This window comes from Pseudomonas fluorescens, from assembly GCF_030344995.1.
Classification (GTDB): Bacteria; Pseudomonadota; Gammaproteobacteria; order Pseudomonadales; family Pseudomonadaceae; genus Aquipseudomonas; species Aquipseudomonas fluorescens_BF.
The window spans coordinates 2,968,199-2,995,169 of the sequence record NZ_CP128260.1 but is presented as its reverse complement, the minus strand read 5'-3'; the positions used below and the strand labels follow the sequence as shown (position 1 = coordinate 2,995,169).

Annotated in this window: 27 protein-coding genes; 4 read left to right on the top strand and 23 right to left on the bottom strand. The window is 61.8% G+C overall.

Annotated features, from left to right (window positions below; all coding sequences use genetic code 11):
• Positions 1-128: 128 nt before the first annotated feature.
• Positions 129-470, bottom strand: coding sequence for a hypothetical protein (locus QR290_RS13405; RefSeq protein ID WP_007955484.1), 342 nt, complete (start codon positions 468-470; stop codon positions 129-131).
• An 86-nt stretch (positions 471-556) separates the two neighbouring features.
• Positions 557-1,204 carry an ATPase gene (locus tag QR290_RS13400; RefSeq protein ID WP_289205163.1) on the bottom strand — a complete coding sequence of 216 codons (648 nt, stop codon included), beginning with the start codon at positions 1,202-1,204 and terminating at the stop codon, positions 557-559.
• 163 nt (positions 1,205-1,367) lie between these two features.
• Here QR290_RS13400 and QR290_RS13395 point away from each other — a divergent pair, with 163 nt between their 5' ends.
• The 3 genes from QR290_RS13395 (at position 1,368) to QR290_RS13385 (ending at position 3,348) form a co-directional block, all read left to right on the top strand.
• Positions 1,368-1,613: a hypothetical protein gene (locus QR290_RS13395; RefSeq protein WP_289205162.1), complete on the top strand. Its 246-nt coding sequence runs from the start codon at positions 1,368-1,370 to the stop codon at positions 1,611-1,613.
• A gap of 51 nt (positions 1,614-1,664) precedes the next feature.
• Entirely contained in the window at positions 1,665-2,696 is a 1,032-nt protein-coding gene (ahr, locus tag QR290_RS13390; RefSeq protein ID WP_289205161.1) for an NADPH-dependent aldehyde reductase Ahr, read from the top strand.
• A 190-nt stretch (positions 2,697-2,886) separates the two neighbouring features.
• Positions 2,887-3,348 (top strand): DUF3574 domain-containing protein, encoded by a 462-nt coding sequence (locus tag QR290_RS13385; protein ID WP_289205160.1) that lies wholly within the window; start codon positions 2,887-2,889, stop codon positions 3,346-3,348.
• Between the two features lie 160 nt (positions 3,349-3,508).
• Here the strand turns inward: QR290_RS13385 and QR290_RS13380 are convergent, their stop codons facing one another.
• The 19 genes from QR290_RS13380 to QR290_RS13290 form a co-directional block, all read right to left on the bottom strand.
• Entirely contained in the window at positions 3,509-4,882 is a 1,374-nt protein-coding gene (locus QR290_RS13380) for an APC family permease (protein ID WP_289205159.1), read from the bottom strand.
• A 42-nt stretch (positions 4,883-4,924) separates the two neighbouring features.
• Positions 4,925-7,312 carry a TonB-dependent receptor plug domain-containing protein gene (locus QR290_RS13375; protein WP_289205158.1) on the bottom strand — a complete coding sequence of 796 codons (2,388 nt, stop codon included), beginning with the start codon at positions 7,310-7,312 and terminating at the stop codon, positions 4,925-4,927.
• 389 nt (positions 7,313-7,701) lie between these two features.
• On the bottom strand, positions 7,702-8,367 hold the full coding sequence (locus QR290_RS13370) for a sulfite oxidase-like oxidoreductase (protein ID WP_129972633.1): 666 nt from the start codon (positions 8,365-8,367) through the stop codon (positions 7,702-7,704).
• Positions 8,368-8,376: 9 nt separating this feature from the next.
• On the bottom strand, positions 8,377-9,432 hold the full coding sequence (locus QR290_RS13365) for a substrate-binding domain-containing protein (protein ID WP_289205157.1): 1,056 nt from the start codon (positions 9,430-9,432) through the stop codon (positions 8,377-8,379).
• Positions 9,433-9,463: 31 nt separating this feature from the next.
• Positions 9,464-10,489 carry an ABC transporter permease gene (locus QR290_RS13360; RefSeq protein WP_289205156.1) on the bottom strand — a complete coding sequence of 342 codons (1,026 nt, stop codon included), beginning with the start codon at positions 10,487-10,489 and terminating at the stop codon, positions 9,464-9,466.
• Positions 10,482-12,038, bottom strand: a complete 1,557-nt coding sequence (locus QR290_RS13355) for a sugar ABC transporter ATP-binding protein (protein ID WP_289205155.1) — start codon at positions 12,036-12,038, stop codon at positions 10,482-10,484. The genes QR290_RS13360 and QR290_RS13355 overlap by 8 nt, the downstream gene beginning before the upstream one ends.
• An 8-nt stretch (positions 12,039-12,046) precedes the next feature.
• Positions 12,047-12,718, bottom strand: coding sequence for a methionine ABC transporter permease (locus QR290_RS13350; protein WP_007955507.1), 672 nt, complete (start codon positions 12,716-12,718; stop codon positions 12,047-12,049).
• The gene (locus tag QR290_RS13345; protein WP_289205154.1) at positions 12,715-13,515 is read right to left on the bottom strand and encodes a methionine ABC transporter ATP-binding protein; all 801 of its coding nucleotides are present in this window, start codon (positions 13,513-13,515) and stop codon (positions 12,715-12,717) included. The genes QR290_RS13350 and QR290_RS13345 overlap by 4 nt, the downstream gene beginning before the upstream one ends.
• Positions 13,512-14,321, bottom strand: coding sequence for a MetQ/NlpA family ABC transporter substrate-binding protein (locus QR290_RS13340; RefSeq protein ID WP_289205290.1), 810 nt, complete (start codon positions 14,319-14,321; stop codon positions 13,512-13,514). The genes QR290_RS13345 and QR290_RS13340 overlap by 4 nt, the downstream gene beginning before the upstream one ends.
• Before the next feature lie 42 nt (positions 14,322-14,363).
• A complete protein-coding gene (locus tag QR290_RS13335; RefSeq protein WP_289205153.1) occupies positions 14,364-15,416 on the bottom strand; it encodes an isopenicillin N synthase family dioxygenase in 1,053 nt (350 codons plus the stop codon).
• 213 nt (positions 15,417-15,629) lie between these two features.
• A complete protein-coding gene (gene catA, locus QR290_RS13330) occupies positions 15,630-16,544 on the bottom strand; it encodes a catechol 1,2-dioxygenase (RefSeq protein WP_289205152.1) in 915 nt (304 codons plus the stop codon).
• A 41-nt stretch (positions 16,545-16,585) separates the two neighbouring features.
• Entirely contained in the window at positions 16,586-16,876 is a 291-nt protein-coding gene (gene catC, locus QR290_RS13325) for a muconolactone Delta-isomerase (RefSeq protein WP_007958078.1), read from the bottom strand.
• Positions 16,877-16,894: 18 nt separating this feature from the next.
• Complete coding sequence (locus QR290_RS13320; protein ID WP_115077514.1) at positions 16,895-18,016, bottom strand: muconate cycloisomerase family protein; 1,122 nt, start codon at positions 18,014-18,016, stop codon at positions 16,895-16,897.
• 22 nt (positions 18,017-18,038) lie between these two features.
• The gene (locus QR290_RS13315; protein ID WP_289205151.1) at positions 18,039-18,800 is read right to left on the bottom strand and encodes a 1,6-dihydroxycyclohexa-2,4-diene-1-carboxylate dehydrogenase; all 762 of its coding nucleotides are present in this window, start codon (positions 18,798-18,800) and stop codon (positions 18,039-18,041) included.
• Positions 18,801-18,827: 27 nt separating this feature from the next.
• Complete coding sequence (benC, locus tag QR290_RS13310; RefSeq protein ID WP_289205150.1) at positions 18,828-19,835, bottom strand: benzoate 1,2-dioxygenase electron transfer component BenC; 1,008 nt, start codon at positions 19,833-19,835, stop codon at positions 18,828-18,830.
• Positions 19,836-19,881: 46 nt separating this feature from the next.
• On the bottom strand, positions 19,882-20,370 hold the full coding sequence (gene benB, locus QR290_RS13305; RefSeq protein ID WP_289205149.1) for a benzoate 1,2-dioxygenase small subunit: 489 nt from the start codon (positions 20,368-20,370) through the stop codon (positions 19,882-19,884).
• Positions 20,370-21,725 (bottom strand): benzoate 1,2-dioxygenase large subunit, encoded by a 1,356-nt coding sequence (gene benA, locus QR290_RS13300; RefSeq protein ID WP_127797829.1) that lies wholly within the window; start codon positions 21,723-21,725, stop codon positions 20,370-20,372. The genes benB and benA overlap by 1 nt, the downstream gene beginning before the upstream one ends.
• 141 nt (positions 21,726-21,866) lie before the next feature.
• Positions 21,867-22,823, bottom strand: coding sequence for an AraC family transcriptional regulator (locus tag QR290_RS13295; protein WP_115077509.1), 957 nt, complete (start codon positions 22,821-22,823; stop codon positions 21,867-21,869).
• A gap of 148 nt (positions 22,824-22,971) precedes the next feature.
• Complete coding sequence (locus tag QR290_RS13290) at positions 22,972-25,098, bottom strand: TonB-dependent receptor family protein (protein ID WP_289205148.1); 2,127 nt, start codon at positions 25,096-25,098, stop codon at positions 22,972-22,974.
• A 144-nt stretch (positions 25,099-25,242) separates the two neighbouring features.
• Between QR290_RS13290 and QR290_RS13285 the strand changes: the two genes are divergently transcribed.
• The gene (locus QR290_RS13285; RefSeq protein ID WP_289205147.1) at positions 25,243-25,671 is read left to right on the top strand and encodes a hypothetical protein; all 429 of its coding nucleotides are present in this window, start codon (positions 25,243-25,245) and stop codon (positions 25,669-25,671) included.
• 57 nt (positions 25,672-25,728) lie between these two features.
• On the opposite strand, the gene QR290_RS13280 is transcribed toward QR290_RS13285, so the two are convergent.
• Entirely contained in the window at positions 25,729-26,010 is a 282-nt protein-coding gene (locus tag QR290_RS13280) for a hypothetical protein (protein ID WP_115077506.1), read from the bottom strand.
• A 61-nt stretch (positions 26,011-26,071) separates the two neighbouring features.
• On the bottom strand, positions 26,072-26,842 hold the full coding sequence (locus QR290_RS13275; RefSeq protein ID WP_289205146.1) for an AraC family transcriptional regulator: 771 nt from the start codon (positions 26,840-26,842) through the stop codon (positions 26,072-26,074).
• Between the last annotated feature and the right edge of the window lie 129 nt (positions 26,843-26,971).

The following is a 26,971-nucleotide window of genomic DNA, read 5'->3' as shown; positions in this document are numbered from 1 at the left end:
CCGCTATCCAGCGTAGCGCCGACCGCGCCAAATGCCGGGCAAAAAAAAGCCCCGCAAGGTGCGGGGCAAAGAATTGGTTGGTTGCGGCCAACCAAAGGAGCATCGTCAAAAGCGTTAACCGTCAGGCGTTACAGGCACTCCTGAGCAGCCCGTTCAAAACTCGACGGCATGAAACTCGACGCCAGCAAGTGGCGCTCATACAAGAACACCTTGCCACCGTCCTGCGCCTTGTAGGCTTCCAGCACGTTGTCCGCCGCCACCTTGCTTGGTACCACGATCCGGTAGCTACGCTGGGTTTGCGACACGGTCGGGTTCAGCGCACTGCCCTGCAGTTTCGGCACGACGCATTCGGCGTACTGGGCAGGCGTTTTGTGCGTCTGCAGAGTCAGCGTCGGGTCGTTCGGCGCGGAGGCGCAAGCGGTCAGCAACAAACTGGCAGAAGCCATGGCAGGGATAAAAAAGGCACGCATGGATAAAATCCTGAAAATAAAAGGTTCGGTTCTTCGGCAACGTTCAGTGTCACGGGCACTGCCGTTGCCGTTTTTGATTAGGGTGTTCAGCTTGCACTCACCAGAGCCTTGAGCGAGTCGTCGAACTGCTTCAAGGCACTCAGTTGCAGGTCGCGCTGCTGTTCGATCCCGGCAGCGATTTCGGGCGCTGCCTTGTTGTGTACCCACACCGACGGCAGTTGCTTCTCCACCGCGCCTTCGGCCTTGCCGATGTATTGCAGGTTGGCGTCGTAGAAGCGTGCGGCGAACCGCGCTTCGACCTGACTATTGCGTTGGGTCAGCAGACGGTTGTGGGTGTCGAGCATCACCACTACGTCCGGATGGGCCTGCACCAGCGCATCGAGGCTGTCGTAGACGGTCACCGAGAGAAACTGCTGTTGCAGCGAACTCATCAGCCAGTCGATGGCCAGCTCCGGATCGGAGCTGTCGACGAAGGCGTCGCGGATCCGCGCATCGAGCGCATCCTTGGCACCGTTCACCGCCACGTCGTGGTAACGCTCGAGATATTGCAGGTTGTCCAGGGTGTTTTCGCTGTACAGCACACCGACGCTTTGCGAGTGCTGCAGCGCGGCGCTGCTGGCGGCGACGGGCAGAAAATGGCACGACCGGGCATCATCTGCGTAAGCCGGGGCTACGGTGGCGGCCACCCCGCCCATCAGCAGGGCGACTACAGCCAGTCGGGTCAAAGTCTTCATCGCGCAATTCCTTCAGCGGCGTGTTCGATGGAGGCGATTTTCCGCCCATCGGCGCCAAAGCAGAACTTGCGTTTCTTGATGGTCACTATTACTTGAACCAATAGTTGCGCGGCGTGCAGACTGCTGCACACTCAATCACAACGAAAACAGATGAGGATTACCCGTGCGAACCTTTGATCTGATCCGCGATGCCGTCCTGCCCGAATTCCGCGACCGGGTGGCCGAATACCTGGTCGAATACGAGACCGTGCTGGGCCAGTCAGCGGACAATTCAGAGTCAGTGCGAGCCGTGGCCAATCAACTGCGCGGCTATTTGCGCGGGCTCAATACCACCCGAGTGCTGGGCATGGCGGACTGGGAAGAACTCGACCGTCGCGTGCTGAACACCTGGCTAGCGCCCGCTCGATGACACGCTAGACTCTTCAGGCTGCGCCCGCAGCGCCAGACCTGGAGGTGTCCCATGAGCAACAACACCGAACCCACGACATTCACCGGCTGGGCCGCCACCTCGGCCGGCGCGCCGCTGGAGCGCTTCAGTTACGACCCCGGCCCGCTGGGAGATGAAGAAGTCGAAGTCGCCGTGGAATATTGCGGCGTCTGCCATTCCGACCAGTCGCTGATCGACAACGACTGGGGCATCAGCCAATACCCGTTTATTCCCGGCCATGAAGTGGTCGGCCGCATCGTGCGCACAGGCCCGCAGGTCAGGGGGCTGGAAGTCGGCCAGCGCGTGGGGATCGGCTGGTACAAGGGCAGTTGCATGCATTGCTCGTCCTGTATCGGCGGTTCGCATCACCTTTGCGCCACCGCCAAACCGACGATTATCGGCAGCCATGGCGGCTTCGCGGATCGGCTGCGCACCCATTGGGCCTGGGCACTGAAACTGCCGGACAACCTCGACCCTGCCCTCGCCGGCCCGTTGTTCTGCGCCGGCTCCACGGTCTTCAATCCGCTGGTGGAATTCGACATCAAGCCGACCGACCGGGTCGGTGTGGTGGGCATCGGCGGTCTCGGTCACCTGGCGCTGCGGTTTCTCAATGCCTGGGGATGCGACGTCACCGCTTTCACCTCTTCTCTGAGCAAACAGGACGAAGCCAAACGCCTCGGCGCCCATCAGGTTGTCGCCTCGACCGACAGCGAAGCGCTGAAAGCAATTGCCGGCACCTTGGACTTTCTGCTGATCACCGCCAACGCCAACCTCGACTGGACGGCGATGCTCGCCACCTTGCGCGGCAAGGGCCGGCTGCACTTCGTCGGCATCGTGCCCGACGCGATTCCGGTGCACGTGTTCAACCTCATTCCTCAGCAGAAATCCCTGTCCGCCTCTCCGGTCGGCTCGCCCGCCACGGCGGCGACCATGCTGGAATTCTGCGCGCGGCATCAGATCCTGCCGCAGGTCGAGGAATTTCCGATGAGCCAGGTCAATGAAGCCGTCGATCACCTGCGCAGCGGCAAGGCGCGGTACCGGATTGTGTTGAACGCCAGCAAATGAACCCGAAGGCGCGTGAGCCAAAAACTCACGCGCCTTTTTTTGCCTGAGAAAAACTTCAACTCCATGCGGATTCGACCGTTTTCGCTTATTCCATAAGCGGAGCACTTGCCGACTTTTTAATCTTTTATTGCTATTACTGATGCCCTTTATGATTGCTCGCGCCCGCACTCACTCATAAAAAGGATGTTTCATGCAAAAAAGCCTGTTGATCGCCGCACTGTTCCTGGCAGTCACCGGATGTGCCAGCCCTCCTCCGGTTTCCGTGCATACCAAAGACCCCGCCAGTTCGACCCTGCAGGGCGATGCCACACGACCGGCGCAGGCGCAATGGGTGCGCACCGAGTTGTACTTCTCGGTGGGGCCGCTGGAAGGCAAGGAAGGTGTGGTGAGTCCGGCGCGCTGGCGCGAGTTTCTTGATCAGGAAGTGACGACGCGGTTCCCGGACGGGTTCAGCGTGTTCGATGCGTATGGGCAGTGGAAAGACCATGACGCGAAAGTGCCCGAGCGGCTGGCGACCAAGGTGATCGTGATCCTGCACGAAAGCGGGCCGAAACGTGAGAGTGACATCGAGGCGATTCGTTTGGCGTACAAGCGGATTACGGGGGACTTGTCGGTGCTTCGTTTGTCCCAACCGGCGGCTGTGTCCTTTTGATCGCTTGCCCTCACCCCAGCCCTCTCCCGGAGGGAGAGGGAGCCGACCGCGGTGTTTAGCCAAGTTGTATCGACCTGAAAGCTCCCAGTGAACTTACGTGCAAAAAACCAAAATCCATAATCGACTCGTTCTCTCAGGTCGATGGATAGCGTCAGACAACTCAGTCGGCCCCCTCTCCCTCCGGGAGAGGGCTGGGGTGAGGGCCCGGCGTCAGTCGCCCCAACACTGCCAAAAGCACAGCACCCACCAGCAACACCCCAATCCCCAGAAAAGCGCCAAAACCAACCACCGTCACGCTGGAATACAGCATGTAAACGCACAACCCAAAAAACAACAGCGGCAAAACCGGATAAAGCGGCACCCTCACCGGCCGGGGCACCTCGGGAAAGCGCCGCCGCAGAATAATCAACGCCACGCTGCTCAAACTCAGAAACAACCAATACACCGGCGTCAGGTACTCAACCATGGTGTTGAAACCGCTTTGGGTAAAACTGCCAAACAACACCAGCAACAACGCCACCGCGCCCTCCGCCAGCAACGCTTTGCGCGGCACGCCGTCACGCTCGTCCCATTCGCCAAAGCGGCGCAATTGCGGCACATCCCGGGCGGCGGCGTAGGTGGTGCGGGCGCCGACCAGCAAGGTCGAGTTGATGGTGGCGATGGCCGCGATGCCGACCATCAACAGAATCAGCAGCACGCCGGGAGCACCGAAGGCCCGGTTCAACAACTCCACCGCCGGCGCGTTGCTCGCTGCCAGACCTTCAAATCCCAGCCCTTGAACGAACGCCCAGTTCAGCGCCAGATAGATCGCCATCAGCACCGTCAGCGCACCGAGCATGGCGATGAAAATACCGCGTCGACCGTCGCGCACTTCCGCCGATAACGTCGCCGCATCGCTCCAGCCGCCGAAGGCCAGAAACACGAAGATCATCGCCGCAGAAAACCCTGCCGCGCCGGTGTGTTCGGGCACCACCGGATCACTGGGCAGCGTTGGTTCGATCCCTTGCCACGCCAGCCAGACCCCGGCGCTGGCAATGCTCAGGAACCCGAGGGCAAGCAACCCGACCAACACCGTCTGAGTCATGAAGCCAATGTGCTTGCCCGTCAGATTCAGCAGCACCAACGCGGCAATGATCGCGCCGGCAAACAGCCCCGACCCGTAATGCCCCAACGGCACGACCGCATTGAAGTAGTCGGCAAACATGAACGCCGACAACGCGATCCACCCGGTGTGCATCACCGAAAATCGCGACCAGGCAAACAGGAAACCCATGCGCTCGCCGTAAGCGGTGCGCAGGAAATGATAGTCCCCGCCCGGATGCGGGAACGCGGTGGCCATCTCGGCAAAGCACAAGGCCCCGGCCATCGACGCCAGTCCGCCGAGCACCCAGACCCAATAGAAATGTTCCGGCCCGACGTTCAAGGCAACGGTCGGCGCGGTTTTGAGAATATCGGTGGTGATGACCATGCCCAGCGTGATCAGCAACGCCTGGATCACCGGCAGGTGCCGCTTGGGGCCATTGGTTTGAGTCATGAAGGTTCCCGCTGATGATCCGCCATCCATGGCGGAAAAGACTCAGAAGCCGTAAGTAGCAGTGGCGTAGTAGTAAGCGCCGTTGGTGCCGATCGGCGAGAGCACGTCGTACGGCAGGTTGCCGCCGTAGTTGATCGCCGAGCCGGAGCGTTCCGGGTAGTTGTCGGTCAGGTTGTTGCCGCCCAGGGCGATGCTGAATTTCGGGGTGAATTTGTAGGTCACCTCGGCGTCCAGTTGCCACACCGCGCCATAGGTTTGCTCAGGCTGCGAGTCGCCGAAATCGAACACCCGAGTGGTCTCGCCCTGACGGGTCAGGCGCCCGAGCAAGCCCCAGTGTTCGCTGGTCCAGTTGGCGGAAAACACGAAGCGATCCCTGGGCGCGGCGTCGGTCAGGGTGTTGCGTTCTTCTACGCCGACCAGCGCGTCATTGCCGATCCCTAAGGCGGTCAACTGCGACGGCGTGCCTTTGGTGCTGGTGACCTTGGTATGGTTGTAGGTGTACGCGGTGGTCAGGCCCAGTTGCCCGTCGTAGAACGGCTGATGGTAGTTGAGCACCAGTTCCGCGCCGTCGGTGCTGGTGTCGGCGGCGTTGGTGAAGAAGTTGACGTCGTGCACGCCCGCCACGCCGAAGTTGTCGTTGATGTAGCTTTCCAGCGCGTCGCTGCCGATCCGCTGCGACAGGGTGATGCGGTCTTTGACGTCGATGCGGAACACGTCCAGCGACGCGTCGAAACGTTCGTTCAACTGGAACGTCAGGCCGAGGCTGAAGTTCTTCGAGGTTTCCGGATCGAGTTTTTCCGCGCCCAAGGCACGGGCAATTGGATCGTTGACCGACAGCACGCGGATATCGGTGAGCGTGCCGCCGTCGCCGAAGTTGCTGGTGGTGTTCTGGAAGCCACTCTGGGCCAGCGACGGCGCGCGGAAATTGTTCGACACCGCACCGCGCAACGCCCATTGATCGGTCAACTTGTAGCGACCGCTGAGCTTGCCGGTGAGTTTGCTGCCGGCGTCGTCGTAATGCTCCCAGCGCGTGGCGGCATCGACGAAGAAACGGTCGGTGAGATCACCGGACAATTCGGCGTAGGTGCCGAACACGTTGCGATCCAGATCCGACTCTTCACTCGGGCGCAGGCCGTTGGCGCCATCGGCGCCGGAACCGATGTAAGAGGCTTCGTCCCCGGCAAACGTCAGGTAGTTTTCGTAGCGATATTCACCGCCCACCGCCAGCACGAATGAGCGCCCACCGAGGCGCAATTCGCGGCTGAAATCCAGGTTGGTGGTGGTCTGGCGCAACTCGTAGTCGCCAGTGTCGAAGCGGGTCGGCGAGTCCGCGCCGAGGCTGACGTTGAGGGTGCGACGGGTCGCCGATTCGAAGCGGTTGCGGCCGTGGGTGACGCTGCTGTCGAAATCCCAGTCGTCGCCAATCAGACCTTTGTAACCGGCGGTGGCGGAGATGTCGGTGTTGTCGCCCAGCGATTGCGGCAAGTAGCCGTTGGGATAGAACTGCGGCTGCTCGGACGGGTAGCGGTAGAACTCGGCGCCGGTGGTGTGGCGTTCGTTGTAGGTGCCGAAGCTGTAGGCCTTGCCGCCGGCCAGCGGCAATTCACCGTTGAACCAGGCGTTGACGTCCCGCGCCACACCGTCGCCCATCACGTAGTTGCGCTGGCCCGGGGTATCGGCGAAACCGTCGTAGCCGGCGCGGTTGGTCGGATCGCGATCCTTGTACTCGGTACCGCCGCGAATGAAGCCGCCCTCCTCGCCCACCCGCGTGCCGATCTTGGCTGTGGTCACGCTGTTCTGACCGTCGGTGGTAGTTTTGCCGATGGCGTCCTGATGGGTGTGGTAGGCGCCGTAGCTCGTGGACACTTCGCCACCTTCGGGGGCGTCGTCGAGGATGATGTTGATCACCCCGGCAATCGCGTCGGAACCGTACTGCGCGCCGGCGCCGTCACGCAGTACTTCGATGCGTTTGATGGCGCTGATCGGGATCGAGTTGAAGTCCACCGGCGCCGTGCCGCGACCGATTTTCGACGAGTCATTGACCACCGCCGAGGTGTGGCGGCGCTTGCCGTTGACCAGCACCAGCACCTGATCCGGGCTCATGCCGCGAAGCTGCGCGGCGCGCACGTGGTCGGCGCCACCGGAGTTGGACTGGCGCGGGAAACTGAACGACGGCAACAGCGTCTGCAACGCCTGGCCCAGCTCGCCGCCACTGGCGCCGGCGGTCTTCAGGTCCTCGGCGGTCAACACATCCACCGGCACCGGCGAATCCAGCACCGTGCGGGCGGTGCCTCGGGTGCCGGTGACTAGCACGGTACCCAGCCGTGTGTCATCGTCGACGCGCGCGGAAGTCTCTTCAGCTTGCGCAGGAAGTTGCCAGATTGCACTGACAACAGCGATGGCGAGTAATGAACGCGAACGGTGAATCATGCGACAGCTCCTTGAATCGCAGTTAATAACCGGCCGCTGCCGAATCATGAAGTGTCGGCAATCAGTGCACGGCAATTTCTGCTGTAGTTTTGAAATTCAGAAAGGCAGCGAAGTTTGTTTAACAACTATCAGCTGTTAGAGCGCAAGAACCCCAAAGTTAGTATAACCCCCTGTTTACGGATCCTAGACGAGCGGTCACACGCCGCAAAAGAACCAATAGCGCTTAGGTTATGCCCGACGAACGGAGTGTTGCCTGAGCAACACTTGTGTTTGCGCAACAACATGAACACCCAACTAACCAACAACTAATCACGCACTAAAAATGCACTCCACGTTGTTGTAGAGAGCGTTATTAATCTGTGTTTTTTTCGGTGCGAAGTTAGATGCCGTCAGTCGAAGTCCTTTTCCCGCCAGGCATCTTCGGCAATGTCCAGCGCATCGCCGCTGAAACGCTGTTCAATGAACGGATCGGCGTGCAAGTGAAAGCCGTTGCGCTCCCAGAAGCCCGGTTGTTCCTGATCAGTGAATTCGAGGCCGCGCAGCCATTTCGCGCTCTTCCAGAAGTACCGCCCCGCCACCACCAGACGCAGCGGCCAACCGTGTTGCGCGGTCAGCGGCTGACCATCGTAATGGGTGGCCAGCAGGCTGTCCGGGTGCAGCAGGTCATCAAGATGCAGGTTGGTCTGGTAATCGTGATCGGCGTGGGCCATGACGAAGGACGACGTCGGCCGGATGTCCAGGGCCTGCAACAGATCTTGCAGGTGCACGCCGCTCCAGCGGGTGTCGAACTTCGACCAGCGTGTCACGCAATGAATGTCGCATTGCAACGAGCGTTGCGGCAGCGCTTGCAGATCGGCGTAGGTCAGCTCGACCGGGTTGGCCAAGGTGCCAAACAGGCGCAGCGACCACGTCGCCAGGTCATACGCCGGCACCTCGCCTTCGTGCAGGATCGGGAAACGCTCCGTCAGCACCTGCCCCGGCGGCAGCCGTTCGCCCAGCGCCACATCGGCTTTCGGCGAACGGCTCTTGCGCAGGCGCGCAGCCTTGTCGTGCATGTCGACTCCTCAGTTCGCCACGGGAATCCACGATGCCCGCGCGACATTGGCGGTGTCACCGAAGGCCGGCAGTTTCTGTCCCAGGTCCCGCACGTTTTTCACGTCCAGATCCAGCAGTTGCTGACGGGTGATCAGGGTCGGCGGCACTAGCACTTTGGACCCCGGATTTTCCCCGGCGATCAGCATCGCCAGACTGCGCACGCTGATCGCGCCGGCCACTTGCGGATTGACCGCAGCGGTGGCAGCCCAGGCGCTGTCGGGTTCCTTCATGATCTGAATGTCGGCGGTGGAAATGTCGGCGCTGTAGATCTTCACCTTGCGGCTCAGACCGGCCTCGTCCACCGCGATCTTCGCGCCTTTGGCGAACTCGTCGAACGGGGCGAAGATCACGCTGATCCCCGGATTGGCCCGCAGCACGGCGCTGGCCTGATCGGCCACCGAGTTGGCAATCGGCGGATTGAGCGTGCCGAAGCGCGCCTTTTCGACGATCCCCGGATTGCTCGCCTTGACCTGGCTCCAGATCTCGTCGCGCCGCTCCATCGGCGTGAAGCCGCTGATGTAGACGTATCCGGCGTCGAAGCGAGTGCCGTTGTCCTTCACCGCTTGATCAAGGGCCAGTTGCGCCAGAGCGTGGTGATCCTGCTCGACCTGGGTTACTTGCGGCGAGTTCAGGTCAACGTCGAACGCGACGACCTTGATGCCTTTGGCGAGCGCCCGATCAATTGGCCCTTTGAGGGTTTCCGCCAGCCCCAGTTGCACGATGATCCCGTCAACACCGAGGTCGGCGGCCTGATCGATCATCTCGCCTTGGCTGGCCGCCTGTTGCCGAGCGTCAAACACCCGCAGGTTGGCGCCCAGCGCTTCGGTCTGTTTCTCCACGCCGCGCAGATAGGCTTCAGGGAAATCCCCGGAAAACAGATAGCCGACCAGCGCGATCTGTACCTGACCTTTATCGAACGGTGCCGGCGCGCCGGGCAAGGCCTTGGCCTGCGCATTGAGGGCTAGCGCCGAGAGCAAGGCCCCGGCGAGGCAATGACGTGCGAACTGCTTGATTGAACCGTGCATGGATCTTTCCTTGAAGCATCAATGAACCGGCTCAGCGCGCCCGATGCGCGAGGCCGAAGGTGAACATCAGGGCCAGCACCAGCACCAGTCCCTTGACGAAATCCTGCGCGTAATACGGCGCGTTGAGCATGGTCAGGCCGTTGAGCAACGAAGCCACCAACAGCGCACCGACCAGCGTGCCGAACGCGTTAGGCTTCTTCGCCCCGAGCACGGCAAAACCGATCAGCGCTGCGCCCAGTGCATCGAGCACCAAACCGTTACCGGAGCTGACATCACCGCGCCCCAACCGCGCCGCCAACAACAATCCGCCGAGCGATGCGAGCAGCGCCGAAAGCACGTAAGCCAGCAACTTGAAGCGCTGCACCGGCGCACCGGCCAGACGCGCCGCCTGCTCGTTGCCACCAATCGCATAGAACAACCGGCCGATGCGCGTGCGTTCGAGAAACAACCACACCGCCACCGCGACCACCGCCGTGATCAACACCGGAACCGGCACGATGTCCCACAGACGTCCACGGCCCAGCGCCAGAAACAGCGCACTGAACGAACCCTCGGCTTCATCGTCGTTGGGCAAGGTCATGCCCACCGCAATCGAACGACCGCCCGTGGGAATCAGTTGCACGCCGATCACCAGGAACATGCTGCCGAGCGTGGCGAGTATGTCCGGCACGCGCATCTTCACGATCAGCCAGCCGTTGAGCAGCCCGACCAGCGCGCCACCCGCCAGGCTGATCAGCACCGCCGGCACCGCGCCCCAGCCGAGCACCACCATCACGTAACTGGCGATCATCAGGCTCATGGCTGCCACCGCGCCGATCGACAGATCCAGCCCGCCGACAGCCATGGTCAGCGTCACGCCCAGCGCCAGCAGCGCGACAATCGACACCGATTGCAAGATGCTGAACAGATTGCCGACCCGCAGGAACGCCGGTTCCGCGACACTGAAAAACACCACGATCAACGCCAGCACCCACAGCAGGCCGTAGCGGATCAGCGCTTGCACGAAGCGCTCGGACGGCGCCGGAGCGGATGACAACAGGGAACTCGAATCAGGCACTCGCTCTACTCCTTGGCGCGGCGTGAACATTAGAATTTTGCGGATCGCTGCCGGCCAGCGCCGCGACCAGGGCGGCGCGATCTAGCTCGGCACGCGGGTACGCGGCCACCACCGCGTGATCGCGCACCAACAAAATCCGGTCGGCGATCTCCAGCGCTTCATCGACGTCCGAGCAGATCACCAGCGTGGCGCGGCCAGGCGCGCTGTCGCGCAGCAACTGCCCGATCTCGCGCCGGGCTCGCACATCGACGCCCTGAAACGGCTCGTCGAGGATCAGCACCCTGCCCTCGCCAAGCAACCAGCGACCGAGCACGACTTTCTGCTGATTGCCGCCGGACAATGCACTCATCGGCACATCGATGCCGGCGGTCTTGATTCCCAACGCCGAGACTTGCGCCTCGACCGCCGCCGCTTCGGCACGGTTGCGGATGAAGCCGCCACGGGTGAAGCGTTCGAGGAACGGCAAGGTCAGGGTTCGACGCAATGAAAAATCCGGCACCAGCGATTGGCTCGCGCGATCCTCGGCGGCGAAGAACACACCGCTCTGGATCGCCTGGCGTGGCGAGCCTGGTTGCCGGTCGATGCCGTCCAGTTGCAGAGAGCCGGACACCGGCTTGCGAAGCCCGAACAGCACTTCGGCGATTTCGCTTTTGCCGGCGCCGAGCAATCCGATCAGCACCACCACTTCGTTTTCATGCAGGGTCAGATCGAAAGCCTGGGAGCGCGGCAGGATTTTTACGCCGCGCAGTTTCAGCACTTCGCGCCCCGCCGCTCGCGGTGTGTAGACGTGGGCTTCCAGCGCCTGACCGAGCATCGCCTCCAACGCCTCAGGCAATTGCCGGGCAGTGAACTCACCCGCCAGTTGCCCGTCGCGCAACACCACGGCGCGGTCAGCCACACGTTGCAGATCGGACAGGCGATGGGAGATATACAGAATCGCCACGCCACGGCTGCGCAAGGTGTCGATCAGCCCAAACAGGCGCTGCGCTTCGGCATCCGACAAGGCCGCTGTCGGCTCGTCGAGAATCAGCAGTCGCGGTTGCAGGGCGAAGGCGCGGGCCAGCACCACCAATTGTCTTTCTGCCTGACCGAGGTGTTCGATCGGCTGCTCCAGCGGCAGCACCAGCCCGAGGCCGGCGGCGATGCTCGCGGCGCGTTCCAGCAGACGTTTGCGATTGAGCCAGAAGTCGGCGTCGGGGCGGCACAGTTCATCGAGCAGCAGGTTTTCCGCCACACTCAATCCGGGCGCGATGCCTTCATTGATCTGCTGATGAACCGCGACGATGCCGAAACGACGCGCCGACAACGGCGAACTGAAATGCCGGGGTTGGCCATCGATCCATATCTCGCCGCCATCGTGGGTCTGGCTGCCGGCGAGGATCTTCACCAGCGTCGACTTGCCCGCACCGTTGGCGCCGAGCAGCGCCACCACTTCGGCAGGAAAAATATCCAGGCTGATCCGGTCCAGCGCCCGGTTCGAGCCAAAGGCCTTGCTCAGTTCACGTACACGAATCAGTGGTTCGGAGACCACGGCGACAGGCGCACCCATAAAATTCCTTAACGTCGATGAGCCAGCGAACGCACCAGTCGATCGCCCAGGCTTTGCACGCCCTGGACGAGGATGACCAACACCACGACGGTGGCGACCATCACTTCATTGTTGAACCGTTGATAGCCGTAGCGGATCGCCAGATCACCCAACCCGCCACCGCCGATGACCCCGGCCATGGAAGAAAAACCGATCAGCATCACCAGCGTCAGAGTGATGCCCGCCAGCAGTGCCGGCAGCGCTTCGGGCAACAGCACTTTGAAAATCACGTGGCGGATGTCACCGCCCATGGCGAGGATCGCTTCGATCCGGCCCTTTTCGACTTCGTCCAAAGCGTTCTCGACGATCCGCGCGAAAAACGGAAAGGCGCCGATGGTGATCGGCACCACGGCGGCGGTGCTGCCCAGCGTGGTGCCGACCACCAGCCGGGTCAGCGGGATCAAAGCAATCAGCATCACCACAAACGGTAGCGAACGCCCCAGATTGATGATCGCGCCCAAGGCTTGATTGAGCCTCGGCAACGGATACAGCCCCTGACGGCGGCTGATGAACAGCAACACCCCCAGCGGCAGGCCGATCAGCAACGTGAACAACCCGGCGAGCAGCACCATGTACAGGGTTTCGCCGGTCGCGTTGAGCACCAGTTGCAGGATTTCATTCCAGTCGATCACGCGGTTCATGAGTGGGCCGCCCGTACGCCGTATTGCCGCAGAAAACTCAAACCGGGCGCGTCATGCCCCAGCGGCAAGCCGCAACTGGGCCGCAGTGAAGCGCCGAGGGTGGACTGCGGATCGGCGAGCAATCGAGCGACCGGCCCTGCCTCCACCAGTTTTCCATTGGCCATGGACGCGGCGTGATCGCAGATCGACTTGACCACGTCCAGCTCGTGGGTGATCAGGACGATGGTCAAACCGAGCTGCCGGTTGATGTCGCGCAACAGCTCCAGAATCGACGCGGTGGTTTCCGGGTCGAGGGCGCTGGTGGCTTCGTCCGACAGCAGATACGCCGGCCGCGCCGCCAGGGCCCGGGCGATCCCGACCCGCTGCTTCTGTCCGCCGGACAGTTGCGACGGAAAGGCTTCGGCCTTGTCGCTCAAGCCCACCAGTTCCAGCAGTTCCCGAACCCGTTCGTGGCGCTGTGGTTTGGCGACTTTGGCGATTTCCAGCGGCACCGCGACGTTGTCGAACACATTGCGTGAATGCAGCAGATTGAAGCCCTGAAAGATCATGCCGATGCGCTGACGCTGGCGGCGCAGTTCGCTGTCAGACAGCGCCGTGAGGTCTTCGCCGTCCAGCAGAATCCGCCCGGCATCCGGGCGTTCGAGCAGATTGAGGCAACGCAGCAGCGTCGACTTGCCCGCGCCGCTACGCCCGAGAATCCCGTAGATCGCGCCATCGGGAATGCTCAGCGACACCTGATCCAGCGCCGGGGTCGACGCTGACGGATAGGTCTTGCTCAACTGCTCGACGACGATCATGGCTTGGCGTCCGCCACCGGGATCACCGAGCCCTTGAAGTTCTCGGCGATGTACTTGGCGACTTGCGGCGAGGTCAGGTCCTTGGCCAGTTGCTGGATGCGCGGATCGTTTTCCAGTTTCGGCGTGGTCACCAGAATGTTGGCGTACGGGTTGTGTTCGGCCTTCTCCAGCCCCAGCGCATCCTTGGCCGGCACCAGCCCGGCTTCCAGCGCGTAGTTGCCGTTGATCACCGCCAGGTCAACGTCGTCCAGCGCACGGGGTAATTGCGGCGATTCGATTTCGAGGATCTTCAGGTGTTTCGGATTTTCGGCGATGTCCTTCGGTGTCGCCTGATCGGCCGCCGGGTCATTGAAACCGGGCTTGAGCTTGATCAGGCCGTTGTCCTGCAACAGGTACAGCGCGCGGCTCAGGTTGGTGACGTTGTTCGGCACGGCGACCGTGCCTTTGTCCGGCACCTGGGCGAAGGTTTTGTGGCGATGGGAATAGATGCCCAACGGCTCGATGTGAACCGTGGCGGCCACCGCGAGTTTTTCACCAAGGGCTTTTTCCTGGGATTGCAGGTACGGCAGATGCTGGAAGTAGTTGGCGTCCACATCGCCATGCACCAGCAGTTCGTTGGAGTTCACGCCCTGGGGGATTTCGATCACCTTGAGGTTGAGCTGTGGATCGAGCTTTTGGATGTACGCCAGAATCTGCGCGTGGGGCACCGGGTCGGCGGCCACGCGCAATGGCTCCAGCGCCTGGGCACTGAACGAAGTCACCAGCGCGCCGAGGACGGCCAAGGTCAAGCCTGCTTTTTTCAACACTGCTTTTTTCAACATGGGAAGCGTCCTTTTGCGAGTGATGGATCAGGCGTTGGCGGTCTTGCGAAGCGGTGTCGGGGTATTGGACGCGTCGGCATAAAAGCGCTGTGCGACGTCGGGATGGGAGCGCAGTCGGCCCTTCAGATAATTCCAGCCGACATCGCGAAACAGCGGATTGAGCGGATCACTCGCCGGACCGCGCGCCTCACGCAAGAGCGCCGTCGGCAAGGGATAAAGCGGCACCACTGCATCCAGTTGCGCGCCGAGGAAAAACGCGATGGACAAGCGCTCGCTGCCCACCGGTGGCGAAACCACCCGATGCACCGTGGCACGCAGATAACCGTTGGTGGCCAGCTCCAGCAGCTCGCCGATATTCACCACCAAAGTGTTGTCCCGAGGCAGCGCATCGATCCAGCGCCCCTCTTCGATTTCCACTTGCAGGCCGGCCTGCCGGTCTTGCAGCAGGAAGCTGAGAAAACCCGAATCCTTGTGCGCGCCGACGCCCTGATTGCTCGCCGTCGAGGCTTGCCCCGGATAGCGCATCAGCTTGATGTGTTCGTTGGGTTTGTCGCCGTACAACCGGTCGAAAGCGTCTTCCGGCAGCGACAGTGACTGGGCGAATGCGCGCAGCAGACGCAGCGACATTTGAGTCATCACCTGCTGGCAGTCGAGCAGCAACGGCTTGAGTTGCGGCAACGCATCGGGCCATTGATTCGGCCCTTGCAGCCGCGCCCACAGCGGACTGTCGGCGTTCAACGGCAAGACGTCGCGCTCGGCACCCAGATCGAACTGTTCACGTTGATCGGGCTGACCTCGGGTGATCTCGGAAGCGGCGCGGTTATAGCCGCGAAAGTGCGGCGAATTGATCATGCCGACGGCGGTTTTCTCGCTGTCAGGCAAGGCGAAGAATTGTCGGGCGTGGTCTTGCACTTGTTTGAGCAGGCCGGTGTCGATGCCATGGCCGGTCAGGTAGAAAAAACCCACATCACGGGCGGCGTGACGCAAGTCATCGAGAAAAGCCTGGCGTTGCGACGGCGTACCGTCGAGCAGGGACAGGTCGAGGATGGGTAATGCGGTGATGTCTGAGGTGTGCGGCATGATTCACTCCCGTGTGAATCAAACCTGAAGAGTCCGTGATCGATTCAGCGTGTGCCGTCATGGCAATCGGGAGGTCTATCGGTTTGATGCTTTTGATTCGTCTATGAAACAAAACTAAACGATATTAAAAACACCGAACAAATATCTTTTTTGCATTAGCTTAGTTCGAACATTTTCCGGAAGAGAGGGAGCCATGGGCTCCCTCTCCTGCCTTCAGACGTCCTGTAGTGCCCTCGGGCGCTGGCTCCGTTGTTCAGCCAGCGCATCCGGCGCCTGCTGCAACTGGAAGTCGAACTTCAATTCGGCGCGACGTCCCGCTGCATCCTCCAGAAACTCGACCTCGCCGACCAACCCTTCACGCGTCGCGTACGCAAAGTCATCCCACAGATATTTGTCTCCCGACAGATTGATCTGCGTCGTCAGGTGTCGATGCCCCGGTGCCGAAATGAAGAAGTGAATATGAGCCGGGCGCTGGCCGTGGCGGCCGAGCAGATTCAGGCATTCCTGAGTCGGGCCTTGCGGGTCGCAGCCGTAACCGGAGGGCACGATGCTGCGGGCGCGGTAGCGGCCTTCGGCGTCGGTGATGATCCGGCGGCGCAGGTTGTACTCGGACTGGCTCTGATCGAAGAACGAGTAAGTGCCTTTGGTGTTGGCGTGCCACAGGTCGACCGTGGCGCCGGCCAGCGGCTTGCCCTGTGGGTCGAACACCTGGCCTTCGAGCAACATCAGCGTGGCAACGCCCTCCTCGCTGCCATCGTCCATCCGGCATTCACCTTCATACAGCGGCGCGCCGGCCACGTACAACGGGCCTTCGATGGTGCGCGGCGTGCCGCCGGTCAAACCGATCTGCGCATCCTTGGCGTCCTGCAGCAGGTCGAGGAAATGCTCGAGGCCGAGGCCGGCGACCAGCAACCCGGCTTCCGAACGGCCGCCCAGGCGGTTGAGGTAGTCGACGGCTTTCCAGAATTCGTCTTCGCTGATCTCAAGGTCTTCGATGATCCGGGCAGTGTCCTGCAATACCCGCAGGACGATGGTTTTCAAGCGCGAGTTGCCGCCATCGTTGGCAAAACCGGCGGCTTCTTCGAAAAACTTCTGCAGTTCGGCAGTGTGGGTAATCTTCACGGTCATGGTGTTCACCTCATCTTGTTGTTGTGGGGGCGAGTCCGGGCTCAGCGGTCGTCGGCGTGGATCGACGAGGGATGGCGGCAGAGGCCGTCGATCTCGATCTCCATGTAGGGAAACAGCGGCAACAGCATCAGGGTGTCGTGCAGCGCTTCGACGCTGGGCACGTCGAACACGCTGTAATTGGCGTAGTGCCCGGCGATGCGCCAAAGGTGACGCCACTGGCCTTCGCGTTGCAGGCGCTGGGCAAGTTCCTTCTCGTCGGCCTTGAGTTTTGTGGCAACGGCCGGGTCCATGTCGGCGGGCAATTTCACGGTCATTTTTACGTGGAACAGCATGGCGTTCTCCTTGGGGAATCAGTGCCGGCGAAAGCGCGCCAGACGCTCTTCATCCAGCGTCAGGCCCAGGCCCGGGGTGCGTGGAATGTGCAGGTGAAAGTCGCGGTACTGCGGGCGCTCGGTGACGATGTCTTCGGTCAGCAACAGCGGGCCGAACAGCTCGGTGTCCCAGGTCAATTGCCTGAGCGTGAGGAACGCATGGGCCGAAGCCAGAGTGCCGACGGAGCCTTCGAGCATGGTGCCGCCATACAAAGCGATGCCGGCGGCTTCGGCGATTTGCGCGGTGCGCAACACGGCGCGCGGGCCGCCGTTCTTGGCGATTTTCAGGGCGAAGACGCTGGCGGCGCCGTCGGCGGCGAGGCTGAACGCGTCCTCGACGCTTTCAATGGATTCATCGGCCATGATCGGCGCCGGGCTGCGCTGGTTCAGACGAATCTGCCCGGAACGATTGACCCGCGAGATCGGCTGCTCGATCAGATCGATGCCGTTGTCGCCGAGCACCTGACAGCCGCGAATCGCCTGGGATTCGTCCCAATACTGATTGACGTCGACCCGCACACTGGCGCGCTCGCCCAGGGTTTTCTTGATCGCCACTACATGCTTGAGATCCTGCTCCAGCGGGTTGGCGCCGATCTTCAATTTGAAAATCCGGTGCCGCCGGGCTTCCAGCATTTGCTCGGCCTCGGCGATGTCGCGGGCGGTGTCGCCGCTGGCCAGGGTCCAGGCCACTTCGAGGCTGTCGCGGACCCGGCCGCCGAGCAGTTCGCTCACGGGCAGGCCGAGGCGTTTGCCTTGGGCATCGAGCAATGCGCTCTCGATGCCGGACTTGGCGAAGGTGTTGCCCTTGGCGATCTTGTCGAGTTTCTGCATGGCGGCGTTGATGTTGTCCGCGTCCATGCCGATCAGCGCCGGCGCCAGGTGCGCGTCGATGTTGGCCTTGATGCTTTCCGGGCTTTCGTAGCCGTAGGCCAGGCCGCCGATGGTGGTGGCTTCGCCGATGCCTTCGATACCGTCGCTGCAACGCAGGCGCAGGATCACCAGCGTCTGGTTCTGCATCGTGTGCATCGCCAGTTTGTGCGGGCGGATGGTCGGCAGGTCGACGATGATCGCCGACAGGTTTTCAATCAGGATCCGGTTCATTTCAGTGTCCATTCAAGCGTGATCAACCGAGGTCACCGCCACCGACCGGCAGGGTCACGCCGGTGATGTAGGAGGCGTCGTCCGAGGCGAGAAACAGGATCGCGCCGACCTGTTCGTCAATGGTTCCGTAGCGTTTCATCAGGCTGCTATCGAGGGTTTGCGCGACGATTTCCTGATACCAGGCCTGCTCCTGCGCGGACTGTTCGGCGGCGTTGCGCGGGATGCGCCGGGGTGGCGCCTCGGTGCCGCCGGGCGCGGTGGCGTTGACCCGGATCCCGCGCTCGGCATTCTCGAAGGCCAGGCAGGCGGTCAGCGCATTGATACCGCCCTTGGCTGCGCCGTAGGGAACGCGGTTCAGGCTGCGGGTCGCAATCGACGACACATTGACGATCGCGCCGCGCCCCTGTTTGAGCATGTACGGCAATGCTGCATGACAGCACCACAGCGTCGGGAACAGCGAACGGCGCACTTCGGCCTCGATCTGCTCGACTTCGTAGTGCTCGAACGGCTTGGCCCAAATGGTGCCGCCGACGTTGTTGACCAGTACATCCAGACGCCCGAATGCATCGACAGCGGCGTTCATCACCCGGGCGCAATCGGCGTATTGCTCAAGGTCGGCGGTCAGCGACAGCACGCCCTCGCCCTGCAGTTCGTGAACCAGTTCGGAGCGGTCGACAGCAATGACCTGCGCGCCCTCCTCCAGCAAGCGCTCGCACACCCGGCGACCGATACCCTGCGCCGCGCCGGTGACCAGCGCGACCTTGTTGGCGAATCTGTTGTTCATGACAACCTCGCAATTCAGAAAGAAGACTCAAGCCGCCGCGAATTTCTCGTAGTAGAAGTTCGCCGGCGTGATGCCCTGCTCGCGGATGTACTGGCTGACCGCCTCGACCATCGGCGGCGGGCCGCACAGGTACACGTCGACATCGCCTTCGTTGAGGTGGCGCGGTTCGATGTGCTGGGTGACGTAGCCCTTGCGCGGGTGTTGGCTTTGCGGATTGGCCACGCAGGCACCGAAGCTGAAGTTCGGAATGCGCACGGCGAAGGCTTCGAGGCGGTCGAGTTCCACCAGATCGAAATCGTTGGTCACGCCGTAGATCAGGTGAACCGGGTGCTCGCTGCCCTGATCGGCGATCTTCTCCAGCATCGCGGTGAACGGCGCCAGCCCGGTACCGCCGGCCAGCAACAGCAGCGGCCGCTTGATTTCGCGCAGGTAGAAACTGCCCAGCGGCCCGGCCAGATTCAGGCTGTCGCCGGCCTTGGCCAGCCCGGTGAGGAAGCTGCTCATCAGACCGCCGGGGACGTTGCGGATCAGGAAACTGACCTCGCCGTTCTTCTGCAACGAGCTAAAGGAATAGGCGCGCGATTGCTCGCTGCCCGGCACTTGCAGGTTGACGTATTGCCCCGGAAGGAATGCCAGTTTGCTCAGGGATTCACCCTTGAGCGACAGCGCGATGGTGCTTTCGGAGAGCTGACGAACATCGCTGATTGCCGCCTGAAAATTCGCCTGTTCTGTCTTGCACACCTGCGAGCCGACCGGCACCCGCACCACGCAGTCGCTTTCGGCGCGCATCTGGCAAGTCAGGACGTAACCCTGGGCCAGTTCGTCCCCACTCAGGGCGTCTTCGATGAAGTTGTCGCCCATGTCGTAACGCCCGGCCTCGGCGAAACATTTGCAGGTGCCGCAGGCGCCGTCGCGGCAGTCCAGCGGGATGTTGATGCCTTGGCGGTAAGCCGCGTCGGCAACGGTTTCGTGGCCCGAGGCCTCGATGAAACGGGTGACCCCGTCTTCGAAATTCAGTGCGATCTGGAAACTCATGGTGCACCTCGCTCACAGCGTCGAGCCCGGCTCGCCGCCGTCTCGATCAGATGTGATAGATGTCGATGACCTGACGGACGTAATCGTTCTTCAGCACGACTTTCTTGGCCTTGATCAACGGCTGTTCGCCGCGCAGGTCGAGGGTGTAGAAGCTGGTGCCGAAATAACTGTCGGTGACCTGATAGCGAAAGCTCAGGGTGTGCCAGTTGAAGCGCACCTGACATTGGCCTTCGCCCTGCTCGACGATCTCGATGTTGCTGAGGTTGTGCGCGGTGCGGGTGTCGGGAATGGTCGCGCTGGAGCGCTCGGTCTTGATCCGGAATACCCGATCTTCGAGGCCGCCACGGTTGCCGTACCAGATCAGCGAGATTTCGCTTTGCGGGTCTTCGGTCAGGGTGTCGTGGTCGTCCCAGGCCGGCATCCAGAAACTGGCGTCGGCGGCATAGAGTTCCAGCCACTGATCCCACTGGCCGTCGTCGAGGTAGCGCGCCTCGCGGTAGAGGAAATCGCGCACGGTGTCGTAGAGATTGCTCATCACACAGCCTCCACGGGAATCAGGTTTTTATCGGTGGAAGCGGCCTTGAGCATGGTTTCCTGCCAGTACTTGTGTTGCAGCACGAACAGGCCTTCGTCTTCGGTGCGCATGCCGGACAGCAAGGGTTTGAGGTCGATTTCCTCGGCCGCCGCGTCCGCGCCTTCGACCCAGTGGGTCGCGCCACGGGACATGTCGTTCCAGCCGCGCCCGGCGCCGTAGCCGGTCTGGCACGAGCGGAATTCTTCGAGGTCATCCGGGGTGGCCATGCCGCTGACGTTGAAGAAATCTTCGTATTGGCGAATGCGTTTGGCCCGGGCCTCCGCGCTTTCGCCTTTGGGAGCGATGCAGTAGATGGTGATCTCGGTCTTGTCGACGGAGATCGGCCGGGCGATGCGGATCTGCGAACTGAACTGATCCATCAGGTAAACGTTGGGGTACAGGCACAGGTTGCGCGAGTTCTCGATCATCCAGTCGGCGCGGGCCTGGCCGAAGTCCCGGGCCAGTTCATCGCGGCGCTCGTAGGCCGGACGATCTTCGGGGTTGGCCCAGCGGGTCCAGAGCAGCAAATGGCCGTGGTCGAAGGAGTAGAAACCGCCGCCCTTCTTCGCCCAGCTGCCGGCGCTCATGGTCTTGATTTCTTCGCCGGCGTCACGCTGCTGACGCTGGTTCTGGGTGGCGGCGTAGTTCCAGTGCACGGAGCTGACGTGATAGCCATCGGCGCCGTTTTCGGCGGTGAGTTTCCAGTTGCCTTCATAGATGTAGGAGCTGGAGCCGCGCAGCACTTCCAGACCTTCGGGAGACTGATCGACGATCATGTCGATGATCTTGGCCGACTCGCCCAGGTGCTCGGCAAGCGACTTCACATCGGCGTTCAGGCTGCCGAACAGAAAGCCGCGATAGGACTCGAAACGCGCGACCTTGGTCAGGTCGTGGGAGCCTTCGCAGTTGAAGCCTTCCGGGTAGCCGGCTTCGCTTGGGTCTTTGACCTTGAGCAGTTTGCCGCTGTTGTTGAACGTCCAGCCGTGGAACGGGCAGGTATAGCTGGAACGGTTACCGGACTTGTGTCGGCAAAGCATGGCGCCGCGATGGCTGCACGCATTGAGAAAGGCATTGAGTTCGCCGGCCTTGTTGCGGGCGATGAACACGGGCTGGCGCCCCATGGTGAGGGTCAGAAAATCGTTGGCGTTGGGGATCTGGCTTTCGTGGGCGAGGTAGATCCAGTTGCCTTCGAAGATGTGCGCCATCTCCAGTTCGAACAGCCGCGGATCGGTGAACATTTCCCGCTTGCAGCGGTAGGCACCCTTCTCGGGGTCCTCTTCAAGCATGGCATTGAGGTAGTCGATTCCCAGGGACATGGCCGGGGCCTCCATTGTTATTGTTCAGGCCAGGTCAGATTAGGGAGGCAACGCGGGCGGCAATATCCGAATCCTGCAGAGCGCTATCCGTTTTGTGCAGGACGGCGCGGCAGGTGCTTCAGACTGTTTCGGGGCGGGGATTCAGTGGCGGCGTTTGAAGGTCACGGACGGCAATTCGCCGAACTGCTGGCGATAGCTTTCGGAGAAACGCCCGAGGTGCAGGAAGCCGTAGTCCAGCGCCAGTTCGGTGAGGTTGCGCACCGGGCAGCTCGGGTCGTTGAGGCAGGCATGAATGCGTTCCAGCTTGCGCTGGCGGATGTATTGCATCGGGGTCACGCCGAGCTGGCGTTCGAACAGGGCGTACAGGGAGCGCGGGCTCATGTTCGCCTGAGCCGCCAGGTGTTCGGCGGGCAGATCCAGCTTCAGGTTGCGCTCTATGTAATCGAGGATCCGCTCGAAACTGACACTCGGCGAACTCAGGCATTCACGGCTGACGTTGGTGTTCATCAGCGAGATCAGTTTGCTGCCGACGATCTGCGCGTAATGCTCCTGCACCCGCAGCAGCGGATCGCTGGCTTCGGCTTCCTGACAGATCATGCCCAGCAGGTTGGTAAAGCCTTCCAGCTCGTCGAGCCGGTAATGATTGCGCAGAAACCGGATGCCCCCGGCAGGATGCAGCCAGCGCTGCTCGTCGCACACCGACTCCAGCACGCTGACCGGCACCTTGAGGATGAACTTCTCGCAATCGTCGGAATAGGTCAGGTCGACCGGATCGTCCGGGTTGATCAATAGCAATTCGCCCGGCACCAGATGATGCTCGCGCTTGTGCCCGCGCCACAGGCAGTTGCCCTGCAGCAGGACTTGCAGGTGATACACGGTTTCCAGCGCCAGCGACGTGACGCGAACGCTGCCGCCATAGCTGATGCGGCACAGATCGAGATCGGCGAGTTTGCGGTGGTTGAGGCTGGCTTGTGGGTGGGTGGTTTTGGACAGACCGATGAAATGCTGGCCGACGTGCTGGTTCACGTAGTCGGAGACGGCATACGGGTCAGCGTGACGAAACACGCTGCTGCGGTCGCTCAGCAGGCGGCTGTCCATGGGCAAGGCACTCGATCTTGTCGTTATGGTGATGGTCACGGTTTACGCCATCACCGGTCACAGTACGCCGGCGAGCAGGATCGGGCAATTGGACGAAGGTTCGGGTGTCCGGTGATCGAACGGTTTCAATCACCGCGCTTTCGTCAGATCAAAGCAGACTCCACGACACCCCGACATACATCGCCATGCCCTCACCCGGCGTGGAGCGTGCGGCGTCCAGCCCTTTGTCGTCGTAACCCGGCGTGACGGTAGCGGCGTAGTGCTTGTCGGTCAGGTTGCGCATGTCCAGCCAGGTCTGCCAGTCGCCCTTCGGTGCGTTGTAGCCCAGCGTGGCGCCGAAGGTGGCGTAAGGGTCGGCGTAGTAGCTGTTGGCGTAATCCACCGCGGTTTTCGAGACCAGTTGCGTGTTGACCGCCGCGAAGAAACCCTGCGGAAAGTCGTAACGCAGTTCGCCCTGGTAGTAATGCATCGGCAGGCCCGGCAGGCGGTTATCACCGAAGCGGTCGTCATCGCGGTAATGGAAGTCGCTGAAGGTGTAGGCCTGGCGCAGGCTCAACTTGCCGCCATCGTTCGCTGACCACAGGTTGCTGAGCAGACTGGCTTCGACACCTTGGTGCACGGTCGGGCTGGCGTTGAGTTCGTAAGGCGTGGTGGCGTTGGCGTCCGGCAACACCGAAAGCAATTCGTGGCGCACCTGGGCGTAGTACCACGCCAGACTCCATTCGCCGAGCGCACTGTCGCCACGGCCGCCGAGTTCCAGGGTGGTCGCGGTCTGGTTCTGCAGCTTGACCGGATCACGCTGGGTGCCGGTGGCCGCGCCGCTGCCGGCCGGGAAGCGTACGTTGGAGCTGTAGATCAGCGACCACGGATGCGGCGCTTCGACCGAACGGCTGAGGTTGCCGAACAGTTGCAGATCCGGCGTCACCTGATAGCGCAGGCCCAGACGTGGTGCGTAGTCCCAGTCGCCGAGGCTGGTCTTGCCGCCACCTTCCGGATAGGTCACCGCGCTTTCGCGGCGGGTGTAGATCGCGGCGAGGCCGGTGGTCAGCCACAGGTCGTCGGCGATTTCCAGGTCGTTGCCCACGTGCAGGACAGAATCCGAACCCTGATAAGTGAAGTTGCGCATGTGCGTGCCCGGTGCATAGCCGGCGGTGTTGCCGCCGGGAATCCGCACCAGTTCGCTGGCACCGTCGTTGGGCAGGTGTTTGGTCACTCGCAGGCCCACGGTGCTGTTGCTCTCCATTCCCCAGAGCGTATCGCGGCGCTTGTAGTCGAAGGTGCCGCTGACATCGGTGTACGCCACTTTCAGGCGGTTGGGACCTTCGCGCAGATCCATCGGGTAATCGTGATAAACCAGACCGGTCTGGATGCTCGAATCGTCGTCGATGTAGTACGTGGTCTTGTTGCCGATGAAGGTGCTGCCGGGCTGATCGCGGCTGTCGTTGCGCGTCACGTAGGCCTGGTTGGCCGCGCGCGGATCGTGTTCGATGGAGTGCTTGGTCACCCGCCCGGCGAGGTCGTTGTCGGTCTCGCGGTGACGGATGTAGAAGCGGGTTTCCAGATTCGGATTGAAGCGATAACCGAAGTTGGCAATCACGCCCTGGCTCTTGCTGGCGGTGTGATCCTGATAACCGTCGGAATGCGCGTCGGTCATCGACAGGTAGTAATCGAAATCGCCCAGCACCTGACCCGAGCTGACTTGTCGCTGGGCATAACCGTGGCTGCCCATGACGTAACGAACGTTCAACAGCGGCGCGTTGTAGCCGGTGTGGCTGACGTAATCGACGGCGCCGCCAAGGGCCAGCGCGCCGCGATCAAAACCGTTGGCACCACGCAGGACTTCCACATGGTCGAGCCACAACGGCTCCAATAATTCATAAGGCGTACCGCCGGGGCCGGTCAGCGGCAGGCCGTCGAGCATCGTGTACAGCCCCGAGGCGTGGGCGCCGGGAGCGCGGTTGATGCCCGAGCCACGAATCGAGATTTTCACCCCTTCGTTGCCTGCCGACTGGGCATACACCCCGGGCTGATACGCCAACACGTCCTGATTGCTCGCGACCCGGCCCTGCAACGGCTGGCGCATATCGACCACGTTGCTGCCACCCGGCACCTGGGCCAGACGAGCCTTCGCCTCCTCCACTGACAGGTCATCACCGCTCTGATCCTCGGCCCCGATCAGCACCTGTCCCAGTTCCAGCCCCTGGGATTGCGCCTTGACCGGACAGACAAGGGCCAGCCCCAGCAAGGCAGCGGGCAGGGTTTTGAGCGAAGGCATCGGGTGAACTCCAGACAGGCGGGAACGGACAGTGACAACTGCGACGTATGAAAGAACGAAGGAAACACATGGCGATTTGGTTTTTTGTCAGGTAAACAGGCGGCTGAAATTCGGGACATTGATTTGAACAAGGGAGATGCAGGGATGGCCGAAGCAGTATTGAAGTCGAAGATGGCCAATTTTCTGGTGACCGACGCTGAAGTGAACTACGACGATGTGGGCGAATTCTACGAGGTCGTGGGAAGCGGCAATGTCGGCGTACTGGCCGGGGTGCTTGAGGGATTCAAAAATCACTATGGCGGATTGTGGGTGGGCGGCAGAGTCACCGTCACCGAAAACACCGTTCACTTGAATGCCAATGCCATGAACCGCATGGCGCAGGACGGGACACTGGATGTCGAGATACCGATGCCGACGATCCGCAAGGTCACCGTCGAAGGCGGTTTCGTGACGAAGATCGTCCGTCTCGACACAGACGCCTACAGTGTCAAATTCCGCTGCTACGGTGCCAAGGATGTTGCCTCACTGATCGCCAGACAGGCCCTTTCGCAATCACTGAAACGCGCGCGGTAGTTCTGCTCTGAAGACAACAGCGCCACCGACCTTTGAGGTGGCGCCTGGATCACACCGTCAATTCTTGCACTTGGCCAACACCACCTGACAGGTGTCCGGCGTTCCCCCGGAGCGTCCGGCGTAACGCATGCAGTTGGCCATGGATTTCTGCCGGGCCATGTTCAGGCTGGAGCCCCAGGCCAGACCGCCCTCCCCAACCGTCGGCAACGCCTTGGCGTAACAGCTGTCGCCAACGCCTGATGCCGGGTAATGCGTTCTGTTCGAGCATCCCGAAGCCAGCATCACGCTGAAGCCGATCAAGAGCCACGACGAGCAGTGAAGCGCGACTGGTCTGCTCATCCCGTTTTCCCCCTCGAAAGACGACCGCGATCCATTGAGTCTAGACGCTGCGGCCGGACATTCATTGGGCAGTCGCCTGCCGGTACTGGCGCGGGGTAAACCCGGTCGACGCCTTGAACTGGCGGGTGAAAGCGCTGTGATCGGTGTAGCCGCATTGCAGCGCCACCTCGGTGATCGGCAGCTCGGTGTGCAACAAACGATGGGCATGTTCCAGCCGCACTTTCTGGATCATCTGCCTCGGCGTCAGGTGGAAGACCCGTTTGCAGTAGCGCTCCAGTTGCGCCACCGAAATACCGGCGATCCGGGTTAGTTCGCCCAAGGTGACACGCCGATTGAAATGCGTGCGGATGTGTTCGTCGACGGCGGCCAGCCGCTCGAAGGCCGGGTGGGTTTCGCTGGCCGATTGCAGATCCACCGAAATCCCCGCGAGGCCGATGATCTCACCGTCGCGGTTGTACAGCGGACGTTTGTGCGTCAGGCACCAGCCCGGTTCGCGACTGCCGTACAGGTGCAGTTCCAGCTGCTCCTCCAGCACGAATCCCTCTTCCAGCACCCGCCGATCCTGCTCGGTATAACCCGGCCCCAGTTGCGCCGGAAACACCTGCGCACTGGTTTTCCCGAGTAGCGGTTTCAAGTCTTTCAGGCCACAGCGCTGCACCAGCGTGTGATTGGCCAAGACGTACCGCGCCTGCACATCCTTGATGAAGATCGCCGCATTCGGAATCACGTCGAGCATCGGCAACAGCGGTGCCACACCCGCCAGCAGTGCGTCGAGGGTATGCGGCCGATGGCGCTCATCGCCCTGACAGAGGATCGCAAACGCGTTCTGCATGTGAAGGTCTTCCCCGGTGAGTGGATCGGCCCGAAAACGTGCCCGCCCTGAGGCGTTCGCGTGCAGATTGCAGCAACGTTTGCGGCGTGTCGAGCGCCGCTGTCTTTCTTCGCAACTGTGCCGATTTCG

What these genes read in the sequence shown, in the direction of transcription:
- QR290_RS13385 (WP_289205160.1), top strand. Translation starts at nt 2,887, where the DNA reads ATGCAAAAAAGCCTGTTGATCGCCGCACTGTTCCTGGCAGTCACCGGA.
- QR290_RS13405 (WP_007955484.1), bottom strand. Translation starts at nt 470, where the DNA reads ATGCGTGCCTTTTTTATCCCTGCCATGGCTTCTGCCAGTTTGTTGCTG.
- ahr (WP_289205161.1), top strand. Translation starts at nt 1,665, where the DNA reads ATGAGCAACAACACCGAACCCACGACATTCACCGGCTGGGCCGCCACC.
- QR290_RS13295 (WP_115077509.1), bottom strand. Translation starts at nt 22,823, where the DNA reads ATGGACAGCCGCCTGCTGAGCGACCGCAGCAGCGTGTTTCGTCACGCT.
- catC (WP_007958078.1), bottom strand. Translation starts at nt 16,876, where the DNA reads ATGCTGTTCCACGTAAAAATGACCGTGAAATTGCCCGCCGACATGGAC.
- catA (WP_289205152.1), bottom strand. Translation starts at nt 16,544, where the DNA reads ATGACCGTGAAGATTACCCACACTGCCGAACTGCAGAAGTTTTTCGAA.
- QR290_RS13275 (WP_289205146.1), bottom strand. Translation starts at nt 26,842, where the DNA reads ATGCAGAACGCGTTTGCGATCCTCTGTCAGGGCGATGAGCGCCATCGG.
- QR290_RS13375 (WP_289205158.1), bottom strand. Translation starts at nt 7,312, where the DNA reads ATGATTCACCGTTCGCGTTCATTACTCGCCATCGCTGTTGTCAGTGCA.
- benB (WP_289205149.1), bottom strand. Translation starts at nt 20,370, where the DNA reads ATGAGCAATCTCTACGACACCGTGCGCGATTTCCTCTACCGCGAGGCG.
- QR290_RS13345 (WP_289205154.1), bottom strand. Translation starts at nt 13,515, where the DNA reads ATGATCGTCGTCGAGCAGTTGAGCAAGACCTATCCGTCAGCGTCGACC.
- QR290_RS13365 (WP_289205157.1), bottom strand. Translation starts at nt 9,432, where the DNA reads ATGCACGGTTCAATCAAGCAGTTCGCACGTCATTGCCTCGCCGGGGCC.
- QR290_RS13320 (WP_115077514.1), bottom strand. Translation starts at nt 18,016, where the DNA reads ATGAACCGGATCCTGATTGAAAACCTGTCGGCGATCATCGTCGACCTG.
- benC (WP_289205150.1), bottom strand. Translation starts at nt 19,835, where the DNA reads ATGAGTTTCCAGATCGCACTGAATTTCGAAGACGGGGTCACCCGTTTC.
- QR290_RS13290 (WP_289205148.1), bottom strand. Translation starts at nt 25,098, where the DNA reads ATGCCTTCGCTCAAAACCCTGCCCGCTGCCTTGCTGGGGCTGGCCCTT.
- benA (WP_127797829.1), bottom strand. Translation starts at nt 21,725, where the DNA reads ATGTCCCTGGGAATCGACTACCTCAATGCCATGCTTGAAGAGGACCCC.
- QR290_RS13380 (WP_289205159.1), bottom strand. Translation starts at nt 4,882, where the DNA reads ATGACTCAAACCAATGGCCCCAAGCGGCACCTGCCGGTGATCCAGGCG.
- QR290_RS13350 (WP_007955507.1), bottom strand. Translation starts at nt 12,718, where the DNA reads ATGAACCGCGTGATCGACTGGAATGAAATCCTGCAACTGGTGCTCAAC.
- QR290_RS13370 (WP_129972633.1), bottom strand. Translation starts at nt 8,367, where the DNA reads ATGCACGACAAGGCTGCGCGCCTGCGCAAGAGCCGTTCGCCGAAAGCC.
- QR290_RS13355 (WP_289205155.1), bottom strand. Translation starts at nt 12,038, where the DNA reads ATGGGTGCGCCTGTCGCCGTGGTCTCCGAACCACTGATTCGTGTACGT.
- QR290_RS13315 (WP_289205151.1), bottom strand. Translation starts at nt 18,800, where the DNA reads ATGAACAACAGATTCGCCAACAAGGTCGCGCTGGTCACCGGCGCGGCG.
- QR290_RS13400 (WP_289205163.1), bottom strand. Translation starts at nt 1,204, where the DNA reads ATGAAGACTTTGACCCGACTGGCTGTAGTCGCCCTGCTGATGGGCGGG.
- QR290_RS13280 (WP_115077506.1), bottom strand. Translation starts at nt 26,010, where the DNA reads ATGAGCAGACCAGTCGCGCTTCACTGCTCGTCGTGGCTCTTGATCGGC.
- QR290_RS13335 (WP_289205153.1), bottom strand. Translation starts at nt 15,416, where the DNA reads ATGCCGCACACCTCAGACATCACCGCATTACCCATCCTCGACCTGTCC.
- QR290_RS13285 (WP_289205147.1), top strand. Translation starts at nt 25,243, where the DNA reads ATGGCCGAAGCAGTATTGAAGTCGAAGATGGCCAATTTTCTGGTGACC.